The organism is Colwellia sp. 20A7 (assembly GCF_009832865.1).
Lineage (GTDB): Bacteria > Pseudomonadota > Gammaproteobacteria > Enterobacterales > Alteromonadaceae > Colwellia.
The window spans coordinates 161,341-184,188 of record NZ_CP047130.1 but is presented as its reverse complement, the minus strand read 5'-3'; the positions used below and the strand labels follow the sequence as shown (position 1 = coordinate 184,188).

General features: G+C 36.1%; 19 protein-coding genes. 10 read left to right on the top strand and 9 right to left on the bottom strand.

Annotated features, from left to right (window positions below):
- Nucleotides 1–120: 120 nt before the first annotated feature.
- The gene (locus GQS55_RS00760; protein WP_159817021.1) at nt 121–2,100 is read right to left on the bottom strand and encodes a methyl-accepting chemotaxis protein; all 1,980 of its coding nucleotides are present in this window, start codon (nt 2,098–2,100) and stop codon (nt 121–123) included.
- Nucleotides 2,101–2,622: 522 nt separating this feature from the next.
- Between GQS55_RS00760 and ubiE the strand changes: the two genes are divergently transcribed.
- From ubiE to ubiB, 3 genes are read left to right on the top strand one after another with little or no spacing between them, the layout of a single operon-like run.
- The gene (ubiE, locus tag GQS55_RS00755; protein ID WP_159817019.1) at nt 2,623–3,414 is read left to right on the top strand and encodes a bifunctional demethylmenaquinone methyltransferase/2-methoxy-6-polyprenyl-1,4-benzoquinol methylase UbiE; all 792 of its coding nucleotides are present in this window, start codon (nt 2,623–2,625) and stop codon (nt 3,412–3,414) included.
- A gap of 36 nt (nt 3,415–3,450) precedes the next feature.
- Nucleotides 3,451–4,059, top strand: coding sequence for a ubiquinone biosynthesis accessory factor UbiJ (locus GQS55_RS00750; protein ID WP_159817017.1), 609 nt, complete (start codon nt 3,451–3,453; stop codon nt 4,057–4,059).
- The gene (gene ubiB / locus GQS55_RS00745; RefSeq protein ID WP_159817015.1) at nt 4,056–5,693 is read left to right on the top strand and encodes a ubiquinone biosynthesis regulatory protein kinase UbiB; all 1,638 of its coding nucleotides are present in this window, start codon (nt 4,056–4,058) and stop codon (nt 5,691–5,693) included. Before GQS55_RS00750 ends, ubiB begins: the two co-directional genes overlap by 4 nt.
- 13 nt (nt 5,694–5,706) lie before the next feature.
- Here ubiB and rep read toward each other — a convergent pair whose 3' ends face one another.
- Complete coding sequence (gene rep / locus GQS55_RS00740; protein WP_159817013.1) at nt 5,707–7,725, bottom strand: DNA helicase Rep; 2,019 nt, start codon at nt 7,723–7,725, stop codon at nt 5,707–5,709.
- Nucleotides 7,726–7,900: 175 nt separating this feature from the next.
- Here rep and ubiK point away from each other — a divergent pair, with 175 nt between their 5' ends.
- The gene (gene ubiK, locus GQS55_RS00735) at nt 7,901–8,155 is read left to right on the top strand and encodes a ubiquinone biosynthesis accessory factor UbiK (protein ID WP_159817011.1); all 255 of its coding nucleotides are present in this window, start codon (nt 7,901–7,903) and stop codon (nt 8,153–8,155) included.
- A 126-nt stretch (nt 8,156–8,281) separates the two neighbouring features.
- A complete protein-coding gene (locus GQS55_RS00730) occupies nt 8,282–9,385 on the top strand; it encodes an alpha/beta fold hydrolase (RefSeq protein ID WP_236559712.1) in 1,104 nt (367 codons plus the stop codon).
- Between the two features lie 272 nt (nt 9,386–9,657).
- On the opposite strand, the gene GQS55_RS00725 is transcribed toward GQS55_RS00730, so the two are convergent.
- Nucleotides 9,658–10,617, bottom strand: coding sequence for a cation diffusion facilitator family transporter (locus GQS55_RS00725; protein ID WP_159817009.1), 960 nt, complete (start codon nt 10,615–10,617; stop codon nt 9,658–9,660).
- Between the two features lie 78 nt (nt 10,618–10,695).
- On the opposite strand from GQS55_RS00725, the gene trmL reads away from it, so the two are divergent.
- Nucleotides 10,696–11,160 (top strand): tRNA (uridine(34)/cytosine(34)/5-carboxymethylaminomethyluridine(34)-2'-O)-methyltransferase TrmL, encoded by a 465-nt coding sequence (gene trmL / locus GQS55_RS00720; RefSeq protein WP_159817007.1) that lies wholly within the window; start codon nt 10,696–10,698, stop codon nt 11,158–11,160.
- A gap of 184 nt (nt 11,161–11,344) precedes the next feature.
- Here trmL and gpsA read toward each other — a convergent pair whose 3' ends face one another.
- From gpsA to GQS55_RS00700, 4 genes are all read right to left on the bottom strand, one after another.
- Nucleotides 11,345–12,349, bottom strand: a complete 1,005-nt coding sequence (gene gpsA, locus GQS55_RS00715; RefSeq protein WP_159817005.1) for an NAD(P)H-dependent glycerol-3-phosphate dehydrogenase — start codon at nt 12,347–12,349, stop codon at nt 11,345–11,347.
- A gap of 58 nt (nt 12,350–12,407) precedes the next feature.
- Entirely contained in the window at nt 12,408–12,911 is a 504-nt protein-coding gene (secB, locus tag GQS55_RS00710; RefSeq protein ID WP_159817003.1) for a protein-export chaperone SecB, read from the bottom strand.
- A gap of 66 nt (nt 12,912–12,977) precedes the next feature.
- On the bottom strand, nt 12,978–13,253 hold the full coding sequence (grxC, locus tag GQS55_RS00705; protein ID WP_159817001.1) for a glutaredoxin 3: 276 nt from the start codon (nt 13,251–13,253) through the stop codon (nt 12,978–12,980).
- Between the two features lie 109 nt (nt 13,254–13,362).
- Nucleotides 13,363–13,791 (bottom strand): rhodanese-like domain-containing protein, encoded by a 429-nt coding sequence (locus GQS55_RS00700; protein WP_159816999.1) that lies wholly within the window; start codon nt 13,789–13,791, stop codon nt 13,363–13,365.
- A 269-nt stretch (nt 13,792–14,060) separates the two neighbouring features.
- On the opposite strand from GQS55_RS00700, the gene gpmI reads away from it, so the two are divergent.
- The 3 genes from gpmI to GQS55_RS00685 all read left to right on the top strand — a co-directional run bounded on the left by gpmI (nt 14,061) and on the right by GQS55_RS00685 (nt 17,820).
- Complete coding sequence (gene gpmI / locus GQS55_RS00695) at nt 14,061–15,647, top strand: 2,3-bisphosphoglycerate-independent phosphoglycerate mutase (RefSeq protein ID WP_159816997.1); 1,587 nt, start codon at nt 14,061–14,063, stop codon at nt 15,645–15,647.
- 175 nt (nt 15,648–15,822) lie between these two features.
- A complete protein-coding gene (locus tag GQS55_RS00690; RefSeq protein WP_236559711.1) occupies nt 15,823–16,938 on the top strand; it encodes a murein hydrolase activator EnvC family protein in 1,116 nt (371 codons plus the stop codon).
- Between the two features lie 105 nt (nt 16,939–17,043).
- A complete protein-coding gene (locus GQS55_RS00685; protein ID WP_159816995.1) occupies nt 17,044–17,820 on the top strand; it encodes a divergent polysaccharide deacetylase family protein in 777 nt (258 codons plus the stop codon).
- Nucleotides 17,821–17,837: 17 nt separating this feature from the next.
- Here the strand turns inward: GQS55_RS00685 and GQS55_RS00680 are convergent, their stop codons facing one another.
- A complete protein-coding gene (locus GQS55_RS00680) occupies nt 17,838–18,605 on the bottom strand; it encodes a S1 family peptidase (protein WP_159816993.1) in 768 nt (255 codons plus the stop codon).
- Nucleotides 18,606–19,080: 475 nt separating this feature from the next.
- Here GQS55_RS00680 and GQS55_RS00675 point away from each other — a divergent pair, with 475 nt between their 5' ends.
- Nucleotides 19,081–19,905, top strand: a complete 825-nt coding sequence (locus tag GQS55_RS00675) for a PEP-CTERM/exosortase system-associated acyltransferase (RefSeq protein ID WP_159816991.1) — start codon at nt 19,081–19,083, stop codon at nt 19,903–19,905.
- Between the two features lie 181 nt (nt 19,906–20,086).
- Here GQS55_RS00675 and prsT read toward each other — a convergent pair whose 3' ends face one another.
- Nucleotides 20,087–22,834, bottom strand: a complete 2,748-nt coding sequence (gene prsT, locus GQS55_RS00670; RefSeq protein ID WP_159816989.1) for an XrtA/PEP-CTERM system TPR-repeat protein PrsT — start codon at nt 22,832–22,834, stop codon at nt 20,087–20,089.
- Nucleotides 22,835–22,848: the final 14 nt, after the last annotated feature.

The window sequence follows — 22,848 nt, the reverse complement described above, 5'->3', positions numbered from 1 at the left end:
TATTAAATTTCAGATAAAAAAAAGCACCGTTATAAACGATGCCTCACACTAATTGATATAAATTTTTGTCACTATCAGTCCAATGAAGCTATACCAAAAGAGCTACACTCAAAGTTATGTTTACACTTTAAATGTGCTTGCTATATCTTGCAATGAAGCAGCTAATTTTGCTTGCTCCTGCGCTGTCAATAATATCTGATTTGCACCGGCTGTTGTTTCTATTGATTGTTCTTCAACAGACACAACATTTTTTGCAACATCTTGAGTGACAATTGCTTGCTCTTCAATAGCGGTTGCAATCTGATCTGTCATCGCAAAGATATCGCCCACTGATTCCGTAATTTCTTCCAGCATATGCTCAACATCTTTTGAATTACTCACCGCATCAATCGCTTTTTTCTGACTGGTTTCGATAACATTAAAAGCAGCATTAGCATCACTTTGTAATGAACCAATAAAACTTTCAATTTCGGCAGTAGACTCTTGAGTACGCTGAGCTAATGTACGAACTTCGTCCGCAACAACAGCAAAACCACGTCCTTGCTCTCCTGCTCTCGCCGCTTCAATTGCTGCATTTAAGGCCAATAAATTTGTCTGTTCCGCAACGGCTTTAATCACATCAACAACACTGGTAATATTTTTACTACTTTCATGTAATTTACTAATTCTCAAAGCTAAACTATCAATTTCATCTGCTAGCGCTTCAATTGAGTGATAAGCTTTTTGTACTATACATAAGCCATTTTTCACCTTCTCATCAGCATTTTTCGCTGAATTAGCAGTGTTTTGAGTATTTTCAGCCACCTCATTTACGGTGGCAGAAAGTTCTTCAATGGCGGCTGCAATTAACGCTATGCCATTTTGCTGTGCAAATAACGATTGAGAATTATATTCACAAGTTTGTGCTGTCTCTTCTGCAGCTGATGCTAAAGTTATACTTGAAGATGAAATGTCGGTAATGACATGGGCAAAACTATCTAAAGTTGCGTTTAACGCAGTTGATATTTGTCCCAACTCACTTTTGCCACCATGAGGGCTATGCGCAGTTAAGTCATTATCGTCTCGTACTTTTGACAATACTTTAGTTAAACTTTTCACTCTACCTGTAAGTTCATGAATAACATAAGTACTAATAACTAACGAGAGAACAATTAAAATAGCACTGGCAATACTATTCACTAACATTGCAAAAAATGCATCCTGTTGTTTTGTTTTAACTAATGCCAATATTCTATTATCCAAATGACTTTCTATCTTATTCAGTTGGCCAATACGTTTGGTCGATTGTTCAAACCAGTATTCAGCATCAATACCAAAATCTACTTGCTTATCGCGGGCAATTGTCCGCATTTTGTTAACTTCTATTGACGAATCATGATCTAATTGTTGATCAAAAAAAGCCTTATTATCCAAATTACTAAAATATTTAAAGTTATCAAAATAAGTATTTTGCTCACTTACCAAAGTAATAAACTTTACAAACATACCCTTACCAAATTGATTTTGTGCAAAGGTATTACTTAATACGGCACGCTCAATACCAGCACGCTCTTTACCTTGTAAAAAACTAAAATATGCAATAGTTTCCTTGGTAATTAGAGCATCAGAGCTTATTTCAGCATTTAAAGTAGCAACACTTAATAGCTTTTTATTTAGCTGAGTATAATAAGCAATGGCCTCAGTATTCGATATTGATTGGCTATCAACTTGTTGACGTATAGCACTTAAACGCTGTATTGATTGTGTGATTAAAGAATTCAACTGCACTATGCTGGGTAATACAAAGTCCTGTTCTTGCCAGAAACTAACTTGCTTAGCACGTTGTTCGTCGGTATTTAGACGCTGAGCTTTTAAATTATCACTAAATTTACTGCCTTTAGATCCTAAAAAACCAGCTGTCATGCCTCTTTCTTTCTGTAGTTCATGCACCAAATCACTATAAACAACCGATAACTCGGTTAAAGGCGCAATAGTTTGCATCTCATTTTCAATTTTTATCGTATCAAATATGGTGCTAATACTTAGCCAAAGAAAGCCTAGAGTAGGTAAAGCCAGTAAAGAGAAGATTTTGTTCTTAAATGAGAGATCTGAAATATTCATCCATGTTCCAAATATGTGTATTAAATTAAAAGCCTAGTCATTCTATATTGTAACAAAATGATAATGAAGCTATAAGTCAGACTTTAACTTGAGATAGAGTTATTTGATAGTTATTTATGAATAATATAACTTTATACCTTATTCATAAATAACTATAAATCAACATATTACATTCAATTTCAGGCAAAAAAAAACCGATAGCAAGGCTATCGGCATATTAGCTATGGGGGAGAGCTAAAATATAAAATTATTACAAAAAAAAGCGTTCACATAAGGAGAACGAAAAGAATTATAGAGTATATACTCTAAATATGCAAGTTACATATGTAATTAAATTACACTTATGTTTTTTTTATTCTTTACTTGCCATGTAAATTTAAAATTTAAGCATTGTCGATATAATTATTTAGCCTACACTCACCACTAACGAGTGTTTTAAATCAATAAAAGGCTCATCGATATTTGGTTATCCTACTGACATAAAGTAAACTATTATCAATTTTCGTTATTAGTGAATAAAAGATGCCTGCTCAACAACAAGATCAATCACCAAAGCTACCCGAAACGTCGTCAGATAACACCACTCACTTTGGTTACAAAACCATTGATAAAGAGGATAAAGTGCCTATGGTGGCAGGTGTTTTCCATTCAGTTGCAAAGCAATATGACGTAATGAATGATTTAATGTCATTTGGTATACACCGTCTATGGAAACGCTTTACTATTGATGCAAGTGGTGTCAGACCTGGTAATAGTGTTTTAGATCTAGCAGGTGGAACGGGTGATTTAACAGCTAAATTTTCTCAATTAGTAGGCAAAGAAGGTAAAGTTGTACTCGCTGATATTAACAGTTCAATGCTCAATGTTGGACGCGATAAGTTACGTGATAAAGGTTTAGTACAGAACATAAAATATGTTCAAGCAAATGCTCAATACTTACCTTTTGAAGATAATACTTTTGATATAGTGACTATCGCTTTTGGTTTACGTAATGTTACTGATCAAGATATGGCGCTACGTTCTATTTATCGTGTTTTAAAACCAGGCGGTCGTCTCTTAATATTAGAATTTTCTAAGCCTGAACATGAGCTACTTAATAAGGCTTATGACTTTTATTCATTCAACATTTTACCAAAAATGGGCGAGTTAGTAGCGAAAGACGGTGATAGTTACCAATATCTTGCTGAATCAATTCGTATGCATCCTAATCAAGAAACATTAAAAAGTATGATGGACAATGCAGGTTTTGAGCAAACGAGTTTTAAAAACTTAACCGGTGGTGTTGTCGCTTTACACAAAGGTTATAAATTTTAATCAGGTATTATTAACCGTAAATACAGGGTTACTTTCATGTTGCAGCAAGTATTAACTTCGTCAATAGAGCTATTAATTAACAAAGTATTGTCATTAAATACTGAGAAGATTGATTTAAAAAAACTAGAACAAAAAACACTCTCAATTTTTTTATCTGAATTAAAATTTCCAGTTAGTTTAACCGTTAATGCCAACAAAATAATTGTGTCGGGACTAACAGAAGGTGTCGATTGCACGGTAAAAACGAGCATAAAAACCATACAAGCATTAAAAGCCGAACAACAATTAACTGAATTAATTAAACAAAATAAGCTCGATTTAACCGGGGATATCAAAGTTGCACAGCAATTCATGCATTTGGCAGAGACTCTAAATATTGATTGGCAAAGTGAATTAGCAAAGCATATTGGTGATGTACCAACACACAAGTTAATGCAACTAGGTAAGCGTGTTGCAGGAAAATTACAATTTGCGAGTAAACAAATTAAAGCAGATGCTAGCGAGTATCTAGTACACGAACAACGCTTAGTAGTAACTCGCAGCGAACTTGAAGCGTTTAATCAACAGGTTAGCCAAGTGAATAATCACGCTGACAACATATCAACGCGACTTGATGCATTAACCAAAGGATATTCAAACACGTGAGTAATAAACGACTATACCGCATTGTTAAAACATTTTTACATTATGGTTTGGACGAGATGGTACCCAAGAAAATGTTACCGTGGTACGCAAAACTTGGGCGTTTATCTTTATTTTGGTTACAAAACAAACACAAAAATAAAACTGTTGCTCAACGTTTCCGCCTAGCAATTGAAGAGCTAGGCCCTGTCTTTATTAAATTTGGACAAATGCTCTCTACTCGTCGTGACTTATTACCACCTGACTTCGCCGATGAATTAGCTTTATTGCAAGATAAAGTAACACCTTTCGACGGTGAGCTGGCAAAGAAAATAATTATTGAAGCCATGGGCATTGAAATATTTGAACAATATTTTAGTGCTTTTGAGGTTACACCGCTTGCCTCTGCTTCTATCGCTCAAGTACATACCGCAACCTTAATTGACGATGATAAAGAACAACATATCGTTATTAAAGTACTTCGTCCCAATATAGGCGAGACTATTCTAGCTGATATAAAAGTGATGTCGCGTATTGCTGCCATTGTCGCTCGATGGTTACCAGACGGCAAACGCTTACGACCGGTTGAAGTGGTTGCTGAATATAAAAAAACCATTTTAGATGAGCTAGATCTTAACCGAGAAGCTGCGAACGCTATTCAATTAAAACATAACTTTGAACAAGGGCGTAGTTACGACAACGTGCTCTATGTTCCTGAAATCTACGGTGAATACAGCCACAAGAACATTCTTGTGATGGAGCGTATTTACGGGATTGGTGTAGGAGAGATCAACAAATTAAACGACCTAAATGTTGACATGAAACTACTTGCTGAACGCGGCGTAGAAGTATTTTTTACACAAGTTTTTAGAGATAGTTTCTTCCACGCAGATATGCACCCAGGTAATGTTTTTGTTAATGCGAACAACCCAACAGATCCTACTTGGATTGCTATAGATTGCGGTATTGTAGGTACATTAAACCGAGAAGATAAACGTTACTTAGCAGAGAATTTCGTTGCCTTTTTCAATAGAGATTATCGTAAAGTGGCACAACTGCATGTTGATTCTGGCTGGGTACCGGCTAACACGAGTGTTGATGAATTTGAATTTGCAATTCGTGCAGTATGTGAACCTATATTTAACAAACCTTTATCTGAAATTTCATTTGGTCAGGTACTAGTCAATTTATTTAACACCGCACGTCGCTTCAATATGGAAGTGCAACCTCAATTAGTCTTATTACAAAAGACCTTACTTTATATTGAAGGATTAGGTAGACAGCTTTATCCACAATTAGATTTATGGCAAACAGCTAAGCCGTTTTTAGAGAACTGGGTAAAAGAACAAATGGGTGTTAAAGCCGTCTTTACAAAGATAAAAGACAACATACCTTTTTGGAATGAAAAACTACCCGAAATGCCTGATCTTATTTATGATTATTTAAAAGCAGGCAAAGAGAGTCAGTCGCAACAAATGCAATTAATAGAGCAAATAACTCAACAACAACAAGCGAACAATCAGCGCTTAATTTTTAGTGTCTTAACAGCAGGTTTGTGCATTAGCTCGGCTCTACTGTTAAACCAAGACAACAATTTATTTGCTATCATAACTGCCGCTGCTGCCGCTATTAGTTTTATATACTCTATCAAGAAGTAAAGAACGAGCTCAATTACTTACCTTTAGCTAATTGGGCTCTTAAACTTGCCATCCCCTGTTTATTAGACTGTTCTTTATAGACTTGTGTTTTCTTCACTTGTCCTAACTCCCAGTTTAAATCATCTTGTGGCAACTCATGTAAAAATCGACTAGCTTCAGTGCGTGATACTTCACCAAATTGACGACGTTCACGTGCATAAGTAAATATTAACTCGCGTTGCGCGCGCGTTATACCTACGTAAGCTAAACGACGCTCTTCTTCCACACTACCTTCATCAATACTGGTTTGATGGGGCAATAACCCCTCTTCCATCCCAATTAAAAACACATAAGGAAACTCTAATCCTTTCGATGCATGCAAGGTCATTAATTGTACTTGATCACTATCATCTTCATCTTCATTACGCTCCATCATATCGCGTAATGTTAAGCGAGTAACAATTTGTGGCAAAGTCATCGGTTCTTCATCATCAGAGCCTTCAAGCATTTGCGTAACCCAACTAAATAGCTCGGTGACATTCTTCATCCGCATTTCAGCTGCTTTCGCACTAGGAGAGGTGTCATAGAGAAAATCTTCATAATTGATTTCTCGAATCATTGACCGTAACACTGCCGCTGTATCACCGCGTTCGGTTTGATCAGCCACATCAACTAACCATTGTGTGAAGGCTTGCATTTTCATTAATGGACGCCCTGTTAATGTTTGCTCTAGCCCTAATTCAAAACTCGCGGCAAACATGCTTATTTGACGCATATTAGCGTAATTCCCTAACTTTTCTAAAGTCGCAGGACCAAGCTCTCGCTTCGGTACATTAACAATACGTAAGAAAGCATTATCATCATCAGGGTTAACCAATACACGTAAATACGCCATAACATCTTTAATTTCAGCACGGGAGAAAAACGATGTACCGCCACTAATTTTATACGGGATACGGTTTTGCATTAATGCTTTTTCTAATAATCGAGATTGATGATTACCACGATATAAAATAGCATAATCTTTATGGCGGCTTCGATTCATAAACCGATGACCAATCAGCTCGCCAATAATACGCGAAACTTCATCTTCTTCATTTTTAGTTTGTACTACACGCAGTTCAGGCCCATAAGCTAGTTCACTAAATAACGCTTTATCGTAAACATGAGGATTATTAGCAATTAATATATTGGCACATTTTAAAATGCGGCCACTTGAACGGTAATTTTGCTCCAGTTTAATCAGCTTAAGTTGAGGAAAATCTTTACCCAGTAAAACTAAGTTTTCAGGTTTAGCACCACGCCAAGAATAAATAGACTGATCATCATCTCCCACAACCGTTAAGCGCCCTCGGTCACCTGCAATGAGTTTTACTAATTCATATTGACTCGCATTAGTATCTTGATATTCATCAACCAACAGATAACGAATTTTACTGCGCCAGCGTTCACGCACCTCAGGATAGTTTTTCAATAACAGTGTAGGAATAAGAATTAAATCATCAAAATCAAGCGCATTGTACGCCTTCATATGCTGATGATACCGCTGATAAAACTCAGCGAATTCTTGAGAGCTGGCATCATTTGCTATTTTTAAAGCTGCATCAGGTAATAATAAATCATTTTTCCAGTTAGATATTTTACTTTGCAATTGGCTCAATAAATCTTTATCACCATCAAGTTCATCTAGCGTTAATTCTTTTAATAATGAAAGACTATCTTGATCGTCAAATAGTGTAAATCCTGGCTTATAGCCTAGTGTTTTAATTTCTCGACGTACAATATCGAGCCCAAGCGAATGGAAAGTAGAAACTGTTAAGCCGCGAGTTGACTCTTTGCCGAGCATTTTGATAATACGCTCTTTCATTTCTCGCGCTGCTTTATTGGTGAAGGTTACAGCGGCAATATTACGTGCTTTGTAATCACACTTTTGAATTAAGTAAGCAATTTTTTGACAAATAACTCCCGTTTTACCTGAGCCAGCGCCAGCCAATACAAGGCAAGGACCACTAACATATTTTACGGCTTCGTTTTGTCCGGGGTTAAGTTTCATAATTGCAGAAATGATTAATTTTAAGGACAGTAATTTTACCTGTTTTTACTCGTTAGCAAAACAGTTACAATGTGTTCAAGTGAAATTTTGTGTAATTATTTGGATCGTTATTTTATATAAATAGTAGATAAGAAATTCAAATAAATAATTCGAACCGAGAATTTGGACCTATAGTATGATTAATGCAAAAAAAATTGAAGAAATAGCCAAACAAGTAACTGACGCCATTCCTCCTGGTTTAAAGAGCATGGCTAGCGATTTTGAAGACAAAACAAAAACCGTATTACAACGTAAATTATCACAACTTGACGTAGTAACTCGTGAAGAGTTTGATATACAAACACAAGTGTTGATTAAAACACGTACTAAGTTAGCTGAGCTTGAAGCACGATTAACTGCGTTAGAGGCTACTAGCAACAATATCGAATAAAAGTGTCGAATAAAAATATCATCAAATAAGAATGCTCACGCTTACGAACATTACAAATCACCGATTTGATTTATTCGTAAGCATTGTGTTTCATAGGTAGTAAATTAACAGTCGGAACAAATGATTATGTTTAAATATACGCTTATTATCTTACTACTCGTTGGATTTATGACAAAAATTAACGCGAATAACTTTACTACTGAACCACAACTTAGCACCCGTTATAGCAATGAAATTGCGCAATTTTGGCTGCAAGGTGAGTTTTCAAGTTTTAATGGCGTTAATGATAAGCGAATTAATTATGCAATATTCAATCATAATGAAACTGACGTAAAACCAGCTAACCACACCAATAGAAAATGTTTAATTATTTCCTCAGGGCGCAGTGAAGGTTATTTGAAATATAAAGAGCTAAGCTTTGATTTATTCAATCTCGGTTTCAATGTTTTTCTCGTTGATCACCGTGGCCAAGGTATATCGGCACGTTTATTAGAAAACCCACATAAAGGCTATGTAGAAGACTTCCAATATTATGTTGATGACTTTGCTAGTTTTATTGAAAAAGCCGTTAAACCCTATTGTAATGTAAATGGTGAAAGCCAAAAACCCTATTTATTAGCGCATTCAATGGGAGGGGCCATTGCTGCCAGATACTTACAAGATTATCCAAATAACATACAAGCAGCGGTATTATCTTCACCTATGTTAGGCTTTAATAGCGGCCCTATTCCTCGTGTTATCGCTGAATCATTAGTTAAAGTGACCAACCAAATTAATCAAATAGTGTCTGATACGCCTTGGTATTTTTTAGGACAAAAAGATTACACGCCAAAAGCAGATGATCCAACTTCATTTACCGATAACCCGCTAATGCATTCAGAATTACGTTTTCAACAATTTATTCAACTTTATCAAACAGAGCCTAAACTGCAACTTGGCGGCATTACCGTAAAATGGTTATCTGAATCAATTACCGCACTCGAAACACTGTTTAATAATATAGATAAAATAACAACGCCGACGTTAGTTATTCAAGCAGGTGAAGATACGATAGTGTCAAATGAAGCACAGCATGACTTTTGTCAGCAATTACATCAACACTATTCATACTCATGCCCAGAGGGCAAACCACTGGTAATAGAAGGCGCGTATCATGAACTATTTTTTGAAAGCGATCTTCATCGTGACAAGGCATTAACTGCAGCAATTGAGTGGTTTAAACAGTATTAGAGCTGAATTATTCTGGCAAGGTTAGTTTTGCTTAGTGCTATAGATCCCGTATTCAGCGACCTATGAGATGACGACAGTAAGATTCATAGATTCCGTGACTTACGAAATGACGACGGGGAAATTCATATATCCCGTATTAACCGGCCTACTGAATGATGAAATATGTGGCTAACAAACACCTAAGTACGCGGTCTTCTTAAAAGGCACCCGCCATCCTCAACTTAGACTCATCATCCAAATAAAAACAGTTATTCTGACATTGATTCAGGATATCAATTACTTGACTCGACTTTTAGTTCTTCAGGCACAACAGAGGTTGGATCATGGTGAATAAAAACCTCACATGGCGCAAGTGCTTGGCAAATTTCAGCTTCAATCTCATTACCAATGCTATGAGCTTCTAATAACGATAAATTGTCTTCTAGCTCTAGATGAAATTGAATAAAACGCTGAACACCTGATTGTCTTGTTCGTAATTCATGTAACCCCAAAGCATGCTCATGTGACAAAATAATACTTTTAATTTGTGCTAAATCTTCAGCGTTTAACTCATGATCCATCAACTGATAAACACTTTGATAAATAATCTGTCCTGCACCAAAAATTAAATATAAACCAACCGCGATAGTAAAAGCACCATCCGCTTGTAGCCAAATACCTTGGCTTAAAAAGATGGCAGCCAATACACCTAAATTTAATAATAAGTCTGATTGATAATGTAATGCATCAGCACTAATCACAATAGATCCTGTGCGCTTAATAACGTAACGCTGAAAAACGACTAAAAATAACGTAAGCAAAATCGCAATAATAGACACCCAAATAGCAATATCGCTTTGCACAATAGCTCGAGGGTTCATCACGCGCTCAACACCATTAAAGATTAATAATATAGCTGAGCCTAAAACAAAAGCCGCTTGTACTAAACCTGCCAGGCTTTCCGCCTTGCCATGGCCAAACTTATGTTCTTCGTCTGCTGGAGCTAAAGCAAAACGAAGAATAACAATATTCATTACTGAGGCAAATAAATCTAAAATGGAATCAGTAGTCGACGCAAGCATTGCACTAGAATCACTTATGATCCAAGCATATAACTTGATAATCACCAAAATTAATGCAACAGATGAAGCGGTAATAGCAGCTAATCGAACCCAATACGCATAATCAGTACTATGACTGAAGTTACTTTGTGAGTTATTTTGTGAATTGTTTGGTGATTTTTGTTCTGACATTAAAAAACAGACTTTATCGAAAGATTGTCGTTATAATAGCAAGAATTATTAAACTTATACCAATTTGATTAAATCATTATGTTAGATGTTGTTCTTTTCCAACCACAAATCCCACCTAATACTGGCAATATAATTCGTTTATGTGCTAATTCAGGATTCCGTTTACACCTAATTGAACCATTGGGTTTTGATTTGGAAGATAAAAAACTACGCCGTGCAGGACTTGATTATCATGAGTTTGCAGCGCTGCAACGACATAAAAGCTTCAAGGATTTTGTTGAGCGTGAACAACCAAAGCGCATACTTGCGATTACAACCAAAACAGATAATTTTTATGGTGATGTTACCTTTACAGAAGGTGATTACTTACTATTTGGCTCTGAAACTGCGGGCTTACCTGAAGAAGTACGTGCACAAATCCCTGATGAGCACAAAATTAGAATTCCGATGTTAAAAGAAAGCCGTAGTATGAATTTATCAAACGCTGCAGCCGTCATCGTTTACGATGCATGGCGTCAGTTAGGCTTTGTGAACGCAGTGTAATCCTAGTCTAAAACTATCATGCTACCGGGCTTCGTCATGTTACCTAGCCTTTTCACCCTATCTAGCCTCGTAATCCTGAACTTGATTCAGGAACTCAATCACTTTATTGCATAACTCGAAAGATTCCGTGTCAAAATACCAACGAAATAACGATAGTAAAAGGAAAGGTTATAAAAAGGTGGGGTTATTCTTGTTTTTGATCGCGAGACAATAGGTCAGCTGCAGCAAGTTTTGCTTCTTTGCCTTGATACAACACTTCATATACTTGCTCTACGATAGGCATTTCAACATTCATGCGCTTAGCTAAGGTAAAGACTTCTTTAGTATTGCGATAGCCTTCAACGACTTGCCCAATATCAGCCATAGCTTGTTCAACACAAGCGCCTTGTCCTAACGCTAAACCAAAACGACGATTACGTGATTGATTATCGGTACAAGTTAAGACTAAGTCGCCTAAACCAGCCATCCCCATAAACGTTGCAGGATCTGCACCTAATGCGGCGCCTAAACGTGTCATTTCAGCTAATCCACGGGTAATCAAAGCTGTACGAGCATTTGCCCCAAAGCCAATACCATCAGCAATACCTGCGCCAATAGCAACAACATTCTTCACTGCGCCGCCTAATTGAATACCAATAAAATCTTTATTTGGATAAACACGGAAGCATTTTTCACAATGTAATAAGTCTGATAATTCTAGCGCGAAGTTTTCATCGGTAGAAGATAAAGAGATGGCCGTTGGTAAACCTATTGCCATTTCTTTAGCGAATGTAGGCCCAGACAGTACTGCTAAAGCAACACTATCACCTAAAATTCGATTCGCTACAGTTTGCAGTAGATCACCCGACTGAGGATCTAAACCTTTGGTTGCCCAAGCGATTTTTGCACCTGGCTTCAGCATTGGCTGAATGCTTTTAAGCATATCGCCAAAAGCATGACTTGGCACTACTACTAAAATATTATCACTAGCACTTACCGCGGCAGCCAAATCACTAATAGGTTGTAAGCTATCAGGAAATGGGCAACCCGCTAAATACTTAGTATTTTCTCGCGCACTAACCATGTCATTAACTTGATTAGCATCACGACCCCATAAAAGTGTCTTATGCCCATTTCTAGCCAAACAAATAGCTAGCGCCGTGCCATAAGAGCCCGCACCTAACACTGTGATTTTAGCTGAAACTGTCATAAATACCTTTTATATAAGGGTGATAAAATTACTTTGTAGAACTAAAGTCGATCTAAGACTAATGCGTTTCTACGCTTTCTGGAGCATTAACTTTTGCTTCAGCTGCACGTTGTTGTACATAAGACGCAAATAATGCTTCGAAGTTCACTGGCGATAAGTTAAATTGTGGGAATGAACCACGGTTAACTAAGCTTGCTACTGCTTCACGCGCATATGGAAATAACGTTGTTGGACAAAATGCGCCAATAGTATGTGCCAATTGTGCTTCAGGTAAGTTACCAATAGTAAAAATACCCGCTTGCTGTACTTCAGCTAAAAAGGCAGTTTGACCTTCAACCGTTGCCGTTACCGTTACCGCTAAAATAACTTCATATGTATCGTCAGCTAATTTATTAGAGCGAGTGTCTAAATCTAACTTAATTTCAGGCTTCCATTCTTTTTGAAAGATAGCAGGAGAGTTTGGTGTTTCAAATGAAACATCTTTAGTGTAAACACGTTGAATAGCAAATTGTGGTTGTGCTGGTGCTGCTTCGCCTGCTGGGCTTTGATTTTCATCACTCATGGGAATTTTCCTGTATTTTTTATAAATTTAATATTTGTTTAGTTTTAAGCTTTTGATAATTTGTTACTAGCTATTTGCAAGTAATTCATCAAGCTGATTATTTCTGTCTAAAGCGACTAGTTGATCACAACCACCGACATGAACATCATCAATAAATATTTGTGGTACGGTATAAGCACCCTTACTGCGTGCGATCATTTTTTCACGTAATGCCATATCACCATCAATACTAATTTCTTCTACTTCTAGCGATGGGTAAGTCGTTAATTTTTTCTCAAGCAACGCAATAGCATGAGAACAAAAAGGACAGTACGCTTTAGTGTAAATTTCTACTTTTGCCATAGTTTTTCCATAATTCTGAGTTGATAGTAATTAATCAAGTACAGCTAAGAGAAACTCACAACTGTATAACTCAATTATTTACAAGCCACTTTAAAAGGTAATTTTCAACTTACTTTTTAGTTAAAGGTAAGCCTGCGCCTATCCAAGCTCCCATGCCGCCTTTTAATATACTAACGCGAGAAAAACCCGCTTTATGTAAATCGATTGCCACTTTTGAAGCAACAAGACCAGCACTGCATACAACTATGATGGGATTTTCTTTGTGTTTTTCAAGGCTAACAAAGCCATTTTTAGTGATTTTATCGTTTGATAAATTTATCGCATCTAAAATATGGCTCGTGTTAAATTCTTTTTCTTTACGAATATCAAGTGCAACACCTTGCTCTCTATTCATTAAAAAGGTTAATTCTTGTGTACTGATTTGTTTAATCGGTGATAACTGAATTTTAATTGTTATTACGATAATCATAACAACAATCGCAACCCAAACCGCACTTAACAAGCCGTTATTGCTGGCAAAAGTAATAAATTGTTCCATAAATCGGGGACTCTATTAGTGAATAGTAAAAGTAATGACTTTGATTTTAATAAATAAAAAAATCGAGACATTATACCCAAGCTGCTTGGAATTGCGAGTTTAGTTCTTAGCTTTAGTAACCACTAATGAATCATTTCTTGCTTAATTAAATAGAAATGAATGTGTACAATGTAAACAATTAAATTTAAATACCAATTCTATTAAATTTATTCTCTCTTCAGAGTTAAATTAATATAGTTTGTATAAGCACTAATACAAGGCCAGTAATTATGTCTAACAAAGAAGCGTCTAACAAAGAAGCATCGGCAAAAAAAACAACTGCGTTAATTATTTTAGATGGTTGGGGATATCGCGAAAAAAGTGACTCCAATGCTATACAAGCAGCTAATACCCCTGTATTAGACAAACTGAAAAACGACTATCCCAACATGCTAATACAAACATCTGGTATGGCGGTTGGTTTACCTGATGGTCAAATGGGCAACTCTGAAGTAGGTCATGTAAATTTAGGCGCTGGCCGAATTGTTTATCAAGACTTTACGCGCATCACCAAATCAATAGCAGATGGTGAATTCTCACAAACGCCAGCATTATGCCAAGCAGTAGATAAAGCAGTTAAACAAGAGAAAGCCGTGCACATATTCGGTTTATTATCGCCAGGTGGTGTTCATAGTCATGAAGATCATATTTTTGCCATGATGGAACTAGCCAAAGAACGTGGCGCGACAAAAGTTTATTTGCATGCATTTCTTGATGGTCGAGATACACCACCACGCAGTGCAAAAGGCTCATTAGAAAAAGCACAACAAAAATTTGAGCAACTTTTTGCTAACACTACTGGCGAAGGACAAATAGCATCTGTTATTGGCCGTTACTATGCTATGGACAGAGATCAACGTTGGGAGCGTGTAGAAGCCGCATACGATGTGATGGTTTCAGGTATAGGTAAGTATCAATACCAAGATGCATTGTCTGCTCTAGAGGCTGCATACCAGCGTGATGAAAATGATGAATTTGTTAGTGCTAGCGCTATTGTAAACGAACAAGGTGAAACCATTGAAGTTAATGATGGTGACGCGTTAATTTTTATGAATTTCAGAGCCGATCGTGCTCGCCAATTTAGCCGCTGCTTTACCGAAAGCGATTTTGATGGCTTCGCCCGTAAAAAAGTACCGGCTATTAGTGATTTTGTTATGTTAACGCAATATTCTGCTGATATTAAAGCCAGCTGTGCTTTTGCGCCAACACCACTGAATAACGTGATGGGTGAATGGCTTGCTAAGCATAACAAAACTCAACTACGTATTTCAGAAACTGAAAAATATGCCCACGTAACTTTCTTTTTTAGTGGTGGCCAAGAAGATGAATTCGACGGTGAAAAACGTATTCTAGTTCCTTCTCCTGATGTTGCTACATATGATTTACAACCTGAAATGAACTCAACCTTACTCACCGATAAATTAGTCGCCGCAATTGAAAGCCATGAGTATGATTTTATAGTGTGTAACTACCCTAATGGTGACATGGTTGGACACACAGGTGATTTTGATGCCGCAGTTAAAGCTTGTGAAGCTGTTGATACCTGTATAGGGCGTGTTGTTGCAGCCTTGAAAAGTACTGACGGTGAATGTTTAATTACGGCTGACCATGGTAACGCAGAGCAAATGCTAGATGAAAAATCAGGTCAAGCTCATACCGCACATACTTGTGAACCTGTACCACTAATTTATGTTGGTAGAAAAGCGACACCGGCAAGCACAGGTGCATTAAGTGATATTTCACCAACCCTATTGCACTTAATGGCAATGGAGCAACCTGAAGAAATGACAGGTTCGGTATTGATGCAATTAGATTAATGGGGCAAACTGTAGGCTAATTCCAGCCGTCAATTAAGTTGATAATGCAGAACAACATTTATTCTGTTATTTTCATTTAACATGTCGGGCTAAAGCCCAACCTACAAAAGATAATAACTTATTGATGCGCATAATCACTTCATACGTCCTAAAGATAGTAAGCAGCTTAATTCTAATGAGCTGTTTACTAACACCTATTCATTGTATCGCCAATGAAAATAACAATGAAAAAGCCAAACAACGTAATAATGCCCAACTCAGCGACGTTCAAAAAGCCATTGCCAAGCAAGAATCAAATATATTTAACACCAACAAAGCAAGAGAAACTCTAGAAAGACAGTTAAAAAGCGATGATTTAGCCATCGCGAAAGTCGCTAAAGCAATTAATGAAACTGAACAGTCGTTAAATAGTACTCAAGAAAAAATATCCTCATTAAGCGAAGATAAAAAGCAATTAACGTCACAAAAAATAGCACAAGAGGAACTTCTCGCCAAACAACTACGCTCAGCTTATACCACTGGGCAGCATGATTATTTAAAGCTACTATTAAACCAACAACAAAGTGAAAAAATTCAACGTACAGTAACCTATTATCAATATATGAATAAGGCGCGTATTAAGGAAATTGAAAATTTTCAAGCGACTATAGCGCAATTAGTTCAGGTTACCTCACAACATCAGACACAAATAGAAAAACTACAAGTCATTAAAAAAAATCAACAAGATCAAAGAATCACCTTAAATAAAAGTAAAAATAATCGTAGTAAAACCATAGAATCGTTAGGCAAAGAGTTATTATCAAGTAAGCAACAACTGGCAAAGTTAAAAACTGATGAAGCTAATTTGGCTGCTGCTTTAAAAAAACTCACCGAGATTATTCGTGCCGAAATTGATTTAAACGGATTAAGTAAACTTAAAAATAAATTATCGTGGCCGGTCAAAGGTAGATTACTTCGCAGTTTTGGTAGCAAAAAACAAGGTTACTTAAAATGGAAAGGTGTTTTACTTGGGGCATCTATCGGCAACCAAGTACAAACAATATATGACGGCACGGTGATATTTTCTGACTGGTTAAAGGGTTATGGTTTATTAACGGTTATAGACCACGGCAATGGCTATATGAGTTTATACGCGCATAATCAAACGTTGTTAAAATCGATTGGAGATCGTGTAGAAACCGGCGAACCTATTGCACTTGTTGGACAAAGTGGTGGTCAAGATCGCCCAGGACTCTATTTTGAAATTCGTCATCAAGGCAAAGCTGTTAATCCTAAATTGTGGTGCCGATAAACTGTGTTTACAGTGATATATTGGCTAGAATCATAAAAGTTACTACTAAAAAACACAGTCAAATGTTACTCTTTTAAAACCCCTACTATTATAAAAATTTATTAGATGATTTCAGTTGTTTCGAAATTAACCCCAGTTGTTATTCTGTTTTTTTTCAGTACCTTATACACAAAATCAACACAAGCTGAATCTGTACGCGTTGCTATTGTTATCGATGATATTGGTTATCGTTATACCGACAAAGACGTTTTATCATTACCTGGCGCTATTACTTACGCTATTTTACCCCATACACCTTATGGGAAAAAAATAGCAACTATAGCCAACGAAAAAAAGAATGATGTAATGCTACATATCCCAATGGAAGCTGAAAATGGTAAAAAATTAGGTCCCGGCGGACTTACTAGCACCATGAATGAAGCAGAAATCTTAGCAAGTTTAAGTGATTCTTTAGCCGAAATACCTTTTGCGATTGGTATCAACAATCATATGGGCAGTCACTTAACGCAATTAAATAAACCGATGACTTGGACAATGAATTTTTTAAAGCAACATCATCTACTTTTTTTAGACAGTAAAACAAGTCCAGATTCAAAAGCAGGAAGTATTGCAAAATTAATTGGTGTACCTATACGAAATAGGCATGTTTTTCTCGATAATCACTTAACAGACAAGTATATTACCCAACAGTTTCAGTCTTTGGTTCGTTATGCAAAGTCACAAAAGACTGCCATAGCTATAGCTCACCCACATCCTGAAACCATTCAAGCGCTAAAACGTTTAATCCCTACGCTAGCAAAAGATAATATTGAGCTAGTACCGTTATCTGCCTTATATAAAACAATAGAAAACAGCGCAACTAAAGTTGCCAGTAATGAATGATAATTCACTCTTTATTCTTACAGTTTAATATTATTTTCTCTTAGTATTTGATGTAAATATTTAACCGGAATGGCATAAGTAATACCACTAGGGTGACTTATCACAGCTTCTTTTGTTGTTTGCACAAATACTTTATTTATAACACCTAAGACTTTACCTGTTTTCATATCGTACATAGCGCTACCACTATTACCAGGGTAAGCCGTTGCATCAAGTTGATACGCCAAATAAGGGTTCCGCATCCGTTTAAGCATTTTTAAATTAATTTGCTCTGCGGCTTGTGCCGGAACAACCGTTGGTGTTGTGCTAGCAATCATGCCGCGATGAGTTACTGGGTATAAACCTAAAACCGTACCAATAGGAAAACCAGTAAAAGCGACATAAGTGCCATCACCACGGAATTTTTCATCAGCCAACGTCATAGCAGGTAAAGCTGAGCCTGATAACTTCAAAATAGCTAAATCATATAGTTCAGAAGTTACAATAATTTCAGCCTGTCTAACTTTTGCTTTTTTACCTGAGCCAATAAAAACTGCCATTTTTTGCAATAAGCTTTCATCTAATTCCGTTGGTAAAACATGAGCGTTAGTTACAATATAATGTCCGTCGCCAATCACAAAACCTGTTCCGCGTAAAATATTTTGTGGTCTACTGGTTGGCGTATGAATACCAATACCAACGACAGAAGGTTTAACCTTGGCAACTACCTCAACAAATTCTGCTTTTGCCTCTCCTAATGGCGCTAAAGTAACTAGCAGTAATACAATAAAAAAAAATTTAAACATGATGAGCCCTAATTGAATAACTTCATTGCTCTACTCTACGCAATTTTTTATTTAACAACCATAATTAAAAGTATCAACATTATAAATACTAGGATGACAGTAATAATCGCGACTATAAAAAGGCACTTTTCATCCAAGTAGACAAATTAATATATGCCTGTTGTGAATTATTAACTAAGTAAAATCATCATTCTGATAAATTAGTCTATACTCTATTTATCGTCCAATAACACTAGAACAAAGTACTGTTAAGCTATAATGTTGTTATGCCCCCATAACAAAATTTAATACGACCTTTATTAATAAATTAATATTTATTTAGTTAACATTCACTAATTATTTGTTTATATTGGTTAAAGTATAGTGATGCAAGTGCCTCAATATTAAATTATATTTTAGTATGATAAGGAATTCAGAATGGCACACAAATACATTAATGTTAATATTGGTATTAGCATGATAACTTGGAAATAAAATGAATTGGAATAAACGCCTACTAAATACACCTATTATTGGTGATATCACAAAAAAAATCGCCTCAATTAAGGTCAGTCGTGATGCCTATAATATTGCTGAACATTTCACTCAGTTTTTAGAACCCCAAGTTGCCATTAATAACACATTAAAAGAAGAAGCATTTAAAATACGTCACAATGTTTACTGTGAAGAATTAGCTTTTGAAGATATAAAGGAAGGTGGACAAGAAAAAGATGAATTTGATGAACAATCTATTTTTTCTTTGATTAAGCACAAACCTTCAAATACATACACTAGCTGTGTTCGTTTAGTCAATATTCAGCAACCAGAGCAACTTTTACCTATAGAAAAATTTTGCCTCGACTCCATTACAAATGAAGCACTGCACCCAAGCAATTTTAATCGCTCTGAAATTGCTGAAATTTCACGATTAGCAGTAAAATCTGATTTTAGACGTCGTAAAACAGATCAATTTAAAGGCTCTGCTACAGGTGCAATTCAAGAAACAACATACTCTGAAGTAGAATTACGTTGCTTCCCTTTTATCGCTATAGGTTTATATATGGCAGCGGCAACCATGGCAATTGATACCGGCGTTAAACATGTATATGTTATGATGGAGCCAAGGCTTGCTCGCAGCATGAAATTTGTTGGCATAAAATTTCAACAATTAGGTGAGCCTATTCAATATCATGGTTTAAGAGCACCGTATTATATTAGCCCTGACATTTTTCTTGAAAACTTATCACCTGGTTTTCAACATTTATACAAATCGATAGAGCATGATATTAGTGGTCAGCTAAACAAACTAAGTTTGGCGTGATTAACATTGAATAGCACGACTATTTTTCCTACATCTTTGTTAAGTTTATTGAGACAGAGTAGGTCTCATTTATAGTTTTTAATCAACTTGATATAAAAACTCATACTGTTAGGTAAGTATATAAAAAAGAAAGGAGCAATATATTGCTCCTTTTTTCATTCAACTTATACCCGTATATTTATTATTTTAACAAGCTCTGCTTTTTCTCTTTTTGAGCAGCCGTTACCGCTGTAACTCCCGCTAACACAAATTTAGCCTCTGCATTTTTATTATTGGCTATTAAAGCTTCGGCAAAGTTTAACGCTATATCAACATCCTCACCCTTCGCTAATTCGTAGGCTTCTTGAGCTTTAGTTAAAGCTTCAATTTTATTACCTGATCTCAATAAAACTTGAGCATACGTATCAACGACATTCGGTATTTCATTCGTAATATTATAGGCTTGCTTAGCGTATTTTAAGGCTTGAGAAAATTCCTTTTTATCCATATAAAGCCATGACAAGTTATTCAATGCCACAATATTATTCGGTGAAGCTGTAATAAGTCGTTCATATTCACTAATAGCTTTATCTTGATGCTCCGCTAAATACATATTCGCTAAATTTAAGCTCACATTGGGGTTGATTTTAGCGTCTACCCCCTCTTTAGCTATGTGCTGTTCAAGTAACGCTATCGCTTCTGATTTTTGATTATTCCCTTCTAATGCAAAAGCAAGGTGTGTTGCGTTATTACTAGTAGGTTTTATTTGATAAAACTGCTGTAACTTAGGTACCGCCGAGGCAAATTTTTTGTCGAGTAAGAAAATTCGTCCTTCGATACCAGCACGTAAATCTTTATTGAGATCAAATTTATCAAACGTTTCGAAAAATGATTTAGCATCGTCCACACGCTTGTTATCTAGCAATACTTGCATTTTTACCAAATGAAGAATTAAATTCTGAGAATGCTTTTGAAAAGCATCTTGTAAAACACTTAGTGCTCTATCAGGAGACCTTTTTTTAATCCAATAATCGGCTAATAACAATACAGGCTCAATATGATAAGCATTGGTTTTATGCCATTTTTCCAATATTAAGAAAATATCACTGCCTTCAGTTTGTCTCGCATTTGCAGCAAGTAACAACTGCCAATAACGTTTAGGCGTTTTAGGCGTTAACTCATAACCATCTAAAATAGCACTAGCCTGTTTAAACTCTTCTACTCGTATTAATGCTTCTGATAAAAGTATGCCATATTGAACATCATCTGTATTACGCTCTTGTGCCTGCCTAATAACGCTTAAACCTTGCTCATTTTGATGAAATGCTAAATATTGACGTAGTATTTCAATATTGTTTGGATGGGCTTTTAGCGCTTGCTCAGTTAACAATGTGGCTTGTTCTGTATCTTTTTGATGACTGGCAAGTTGTACCATTTGTGTTAATGCGAAGACATTATTAGGTTCAACTTCTAAACTTTTTGCTAATGCGGCCTTACCTTGCTCTAATTCATTCTTCTTAAAGAAAATATTTGCTTGTAAATTATAACCACTCGCTTTTTCTGGGTATTCTTTTAGCCATTTATCAGCTATTTTACTAGCCCTTGGCAAGTCACCTAACTTAATAGATGCGAACGCTAAGGCCAGCTCTGCTGATACTAATTCAGGACTTTGCTGTAAAGCTAATTCTAATGTTTCAATACCTGACGGGTCGTTCATCATTAACTTCAACACGCCAGATCTTGCTGTTTGCTCGGCGGTCATGTCATTTACACTAGCTGCTTGTTCAGCCATTTTTTGTGCTTCATCAATAGCACCCACTTCCAATAGCTCATAACTTAACGTTGACAAAAATTGGGCGTTATCTTGCTTCGATGGATCATAACCGGTTAAAGTTTCACTAATATCATCAATGAAACCTAGCTGTAGTTGACTAATAGCAAGCATTCTTCTAGCTGGATTATCAATAGGAAGGTATTCAACAATATCTTTTAAATGAAAATTACTTTGTTCATAGTTTTTCAAATAAAACGCACTTGCGCCTGCTACTAACTTTAATCTAAAAGTATTAAAACCTGAGCTTAAAGATTGATTAGCATACTCACTTGCCGTTTTATAATCTTTATTTTCAAAACGTGTCACTGCTTTAATGTACTGTAAAAACGGCTGTGTCGGTACGGTAGCCAATATTGCATCAGCAATTTCTTCCGCTTCGTCAAGCTGACCATTTTTCAATAAAGCATCAGCAATGAATAATTGCACTTTGCCTGAACTAGGCTGCAACTGAAAATATTGCTTAAAACTATCAACCGCTAAAGCAAAGTTTTGATCTGCTATCGCTATTTGTCCTTGTAACATTAAGGCATCAACATTATTAGGTGTTGCGGTAATAATACGTTCAACCAATGTACTGGCATGAGGAATATCTTGCTTAGAAAAGGCTAAATATGCACTTGCTAGCATACTGTAGCCATCACTACCTGAAAGAGCTAATGCAGCATCAACCGTTTCTTGTGCTAGCGCTTTATCATTTGTACGTAAGGCTGCCATTGTTTTATATGCAAGGTATTGAGTACTAGGAGTCGATAATAGTTTTTCCTGTTCGGTTAATGACAAAATATCTTCATCATATTCCATCAACATATAAGCGCGAGCTAGAAGTGGAAGTACTTTATCTATACTAAATTTTAACTGGTTAGCACGATTTAATTCTTTCGCTGCATTTTCAGCATCACCATCATTTAAATAAAGTTGCCCTAACAAAAATCGTGCTTTTGCATTTTTGGCGTCAATTTTAATGGCATTTTTTAAAGAAATAATCGCTGTATTATTCTGTTTTTCAGCAATTAAACTTTCTGCTTTGCTGATATAAGTTTGTGCCGTTTCATTATCGCCACACGCTGATAGTGCAATAACAATACTTGCACAAACCATTGATTTTAAAAATTTCATTTAACTTTCCTTTT

Bases quoted from the DNA above. Each gene is read 5' to 3' on its own strand.
- GQS55_RS00760 (WP_159817021.1), bottom strand. From the start codon at position 2,100: ATGAATATTTCAGATCTCTCATTTAAGAACAAAATCTTCTCTTTACTG.
- ubiE (WP_159817019.1), top strand. From the start codon at position 2,623: ATGCCTGCTCAACAACAAGATCAATCACCAAAGCTACCCGAAACGTCG.
- GQS55_RS00750 (WP_159817017.1), top strand. From the start codon at position 3,451: ATGTTGCAGCAAGTATTAACTTCGTCAATAGAGCTATTAATTAACAAA.
- rep (WP_159817013.1), bottom strand. From the start codon at position 7,725: ATGAAACTTAACCCCGGACAAAACGAAGCCGTAAAATATGTTAGTGGT.
- ubiK (WP_159817011.1), top strand. From the start codon at position 7,901: ATGATTAATGCAAAAAAAATTGAAGAAATAGCCAAACAAGTAACTGAC.
- GQS55_RS00730 (WP_236559712.1), top strand. From the start codon at position 8,282: ATGTTTAAATATACGCTTATTATCTTACTACTCGTTGGATTTATGACA.
- GQS55_RS00725 (WP_159817009.1), bottom strand. From the start codon at position 10,617: ATGTCAGAACAAAAATCACCAAACAATTCACAAAATAACTCACAAAGT.
- trmL (WP_159817007.1), top strand. From the start codon at position 10,696: ATGTTAGATGTTGTTCTTTTCCAACCACAAATCCCACCTAATACTGGC.
- gpsA (WP_159817005.1), bottom strand. From the start codon at position 12,349: ATGACAGTTTCAGCTAAAATCACAGTGTTAGGTGCGGGCTCTTATGGC.
- secB (WP_159817003.1), bottom strand. From the start codon at position 12,911: ATGAGTGATGAAAATCAAAGCCCAGCAGGCGAAGCAGCACCAGCACAA.
- grxC (WP_159817001.1), bottom strand. From the start codon at position 13,253: ATGGCAAAAGTAGAAATTTACACTAAAGCGTACTGTCCTTTTTGTTCT.
- GQS55_RS00700 (WP_159816999.1), bottom strand. From the start codon at position 13,791: ATGGAACAATTTATTACTTTTGCCAGCAATAACGGCTTGTTAAGTGCG.
- gpmI (WP_159816997.1), top strand. From the start codon at position 14,061: ATGTCTAACAAAGAAGCGTCTAACAAAGAAGCATCGGCAAAAAAAACA.
- GQS55_RS00690 (WP_236559711.1), top strand. From the start codon at position 15,823: ATGAGCTGTTTACTAACACCTATTCATTGTATCGCCAATGAAAATAAC.
- GQS55_RS00685 (WP_159816995.1), top strand. From the start codon at position 17,044: ATGATTTCAGTTGTTTCGAAATTAACCCCAGTTGTTATTCTGTTTTTT.
- GQS55_RS00680 (WP_159816993.1), bottom strand. From the start codon at position 18,605: ATGTTTAAATTTTTTTTTATTGTATTACTGCTAGTTACTTTAGCGCCA.
- GQS55_RS00675 (WP_159816991.1), top strand. From the start codon at position 19,081: ATGAATTGGAATAAACGCCTACTAAATACACCTATTATTGGTGATATC.
- prsT (WP_159816989.1), bottom strand. From the start codon at position 22,834: ATGAAATTTTTAAAATCAATGGTTTGTGCAAGTATTGTTATTGCACTA.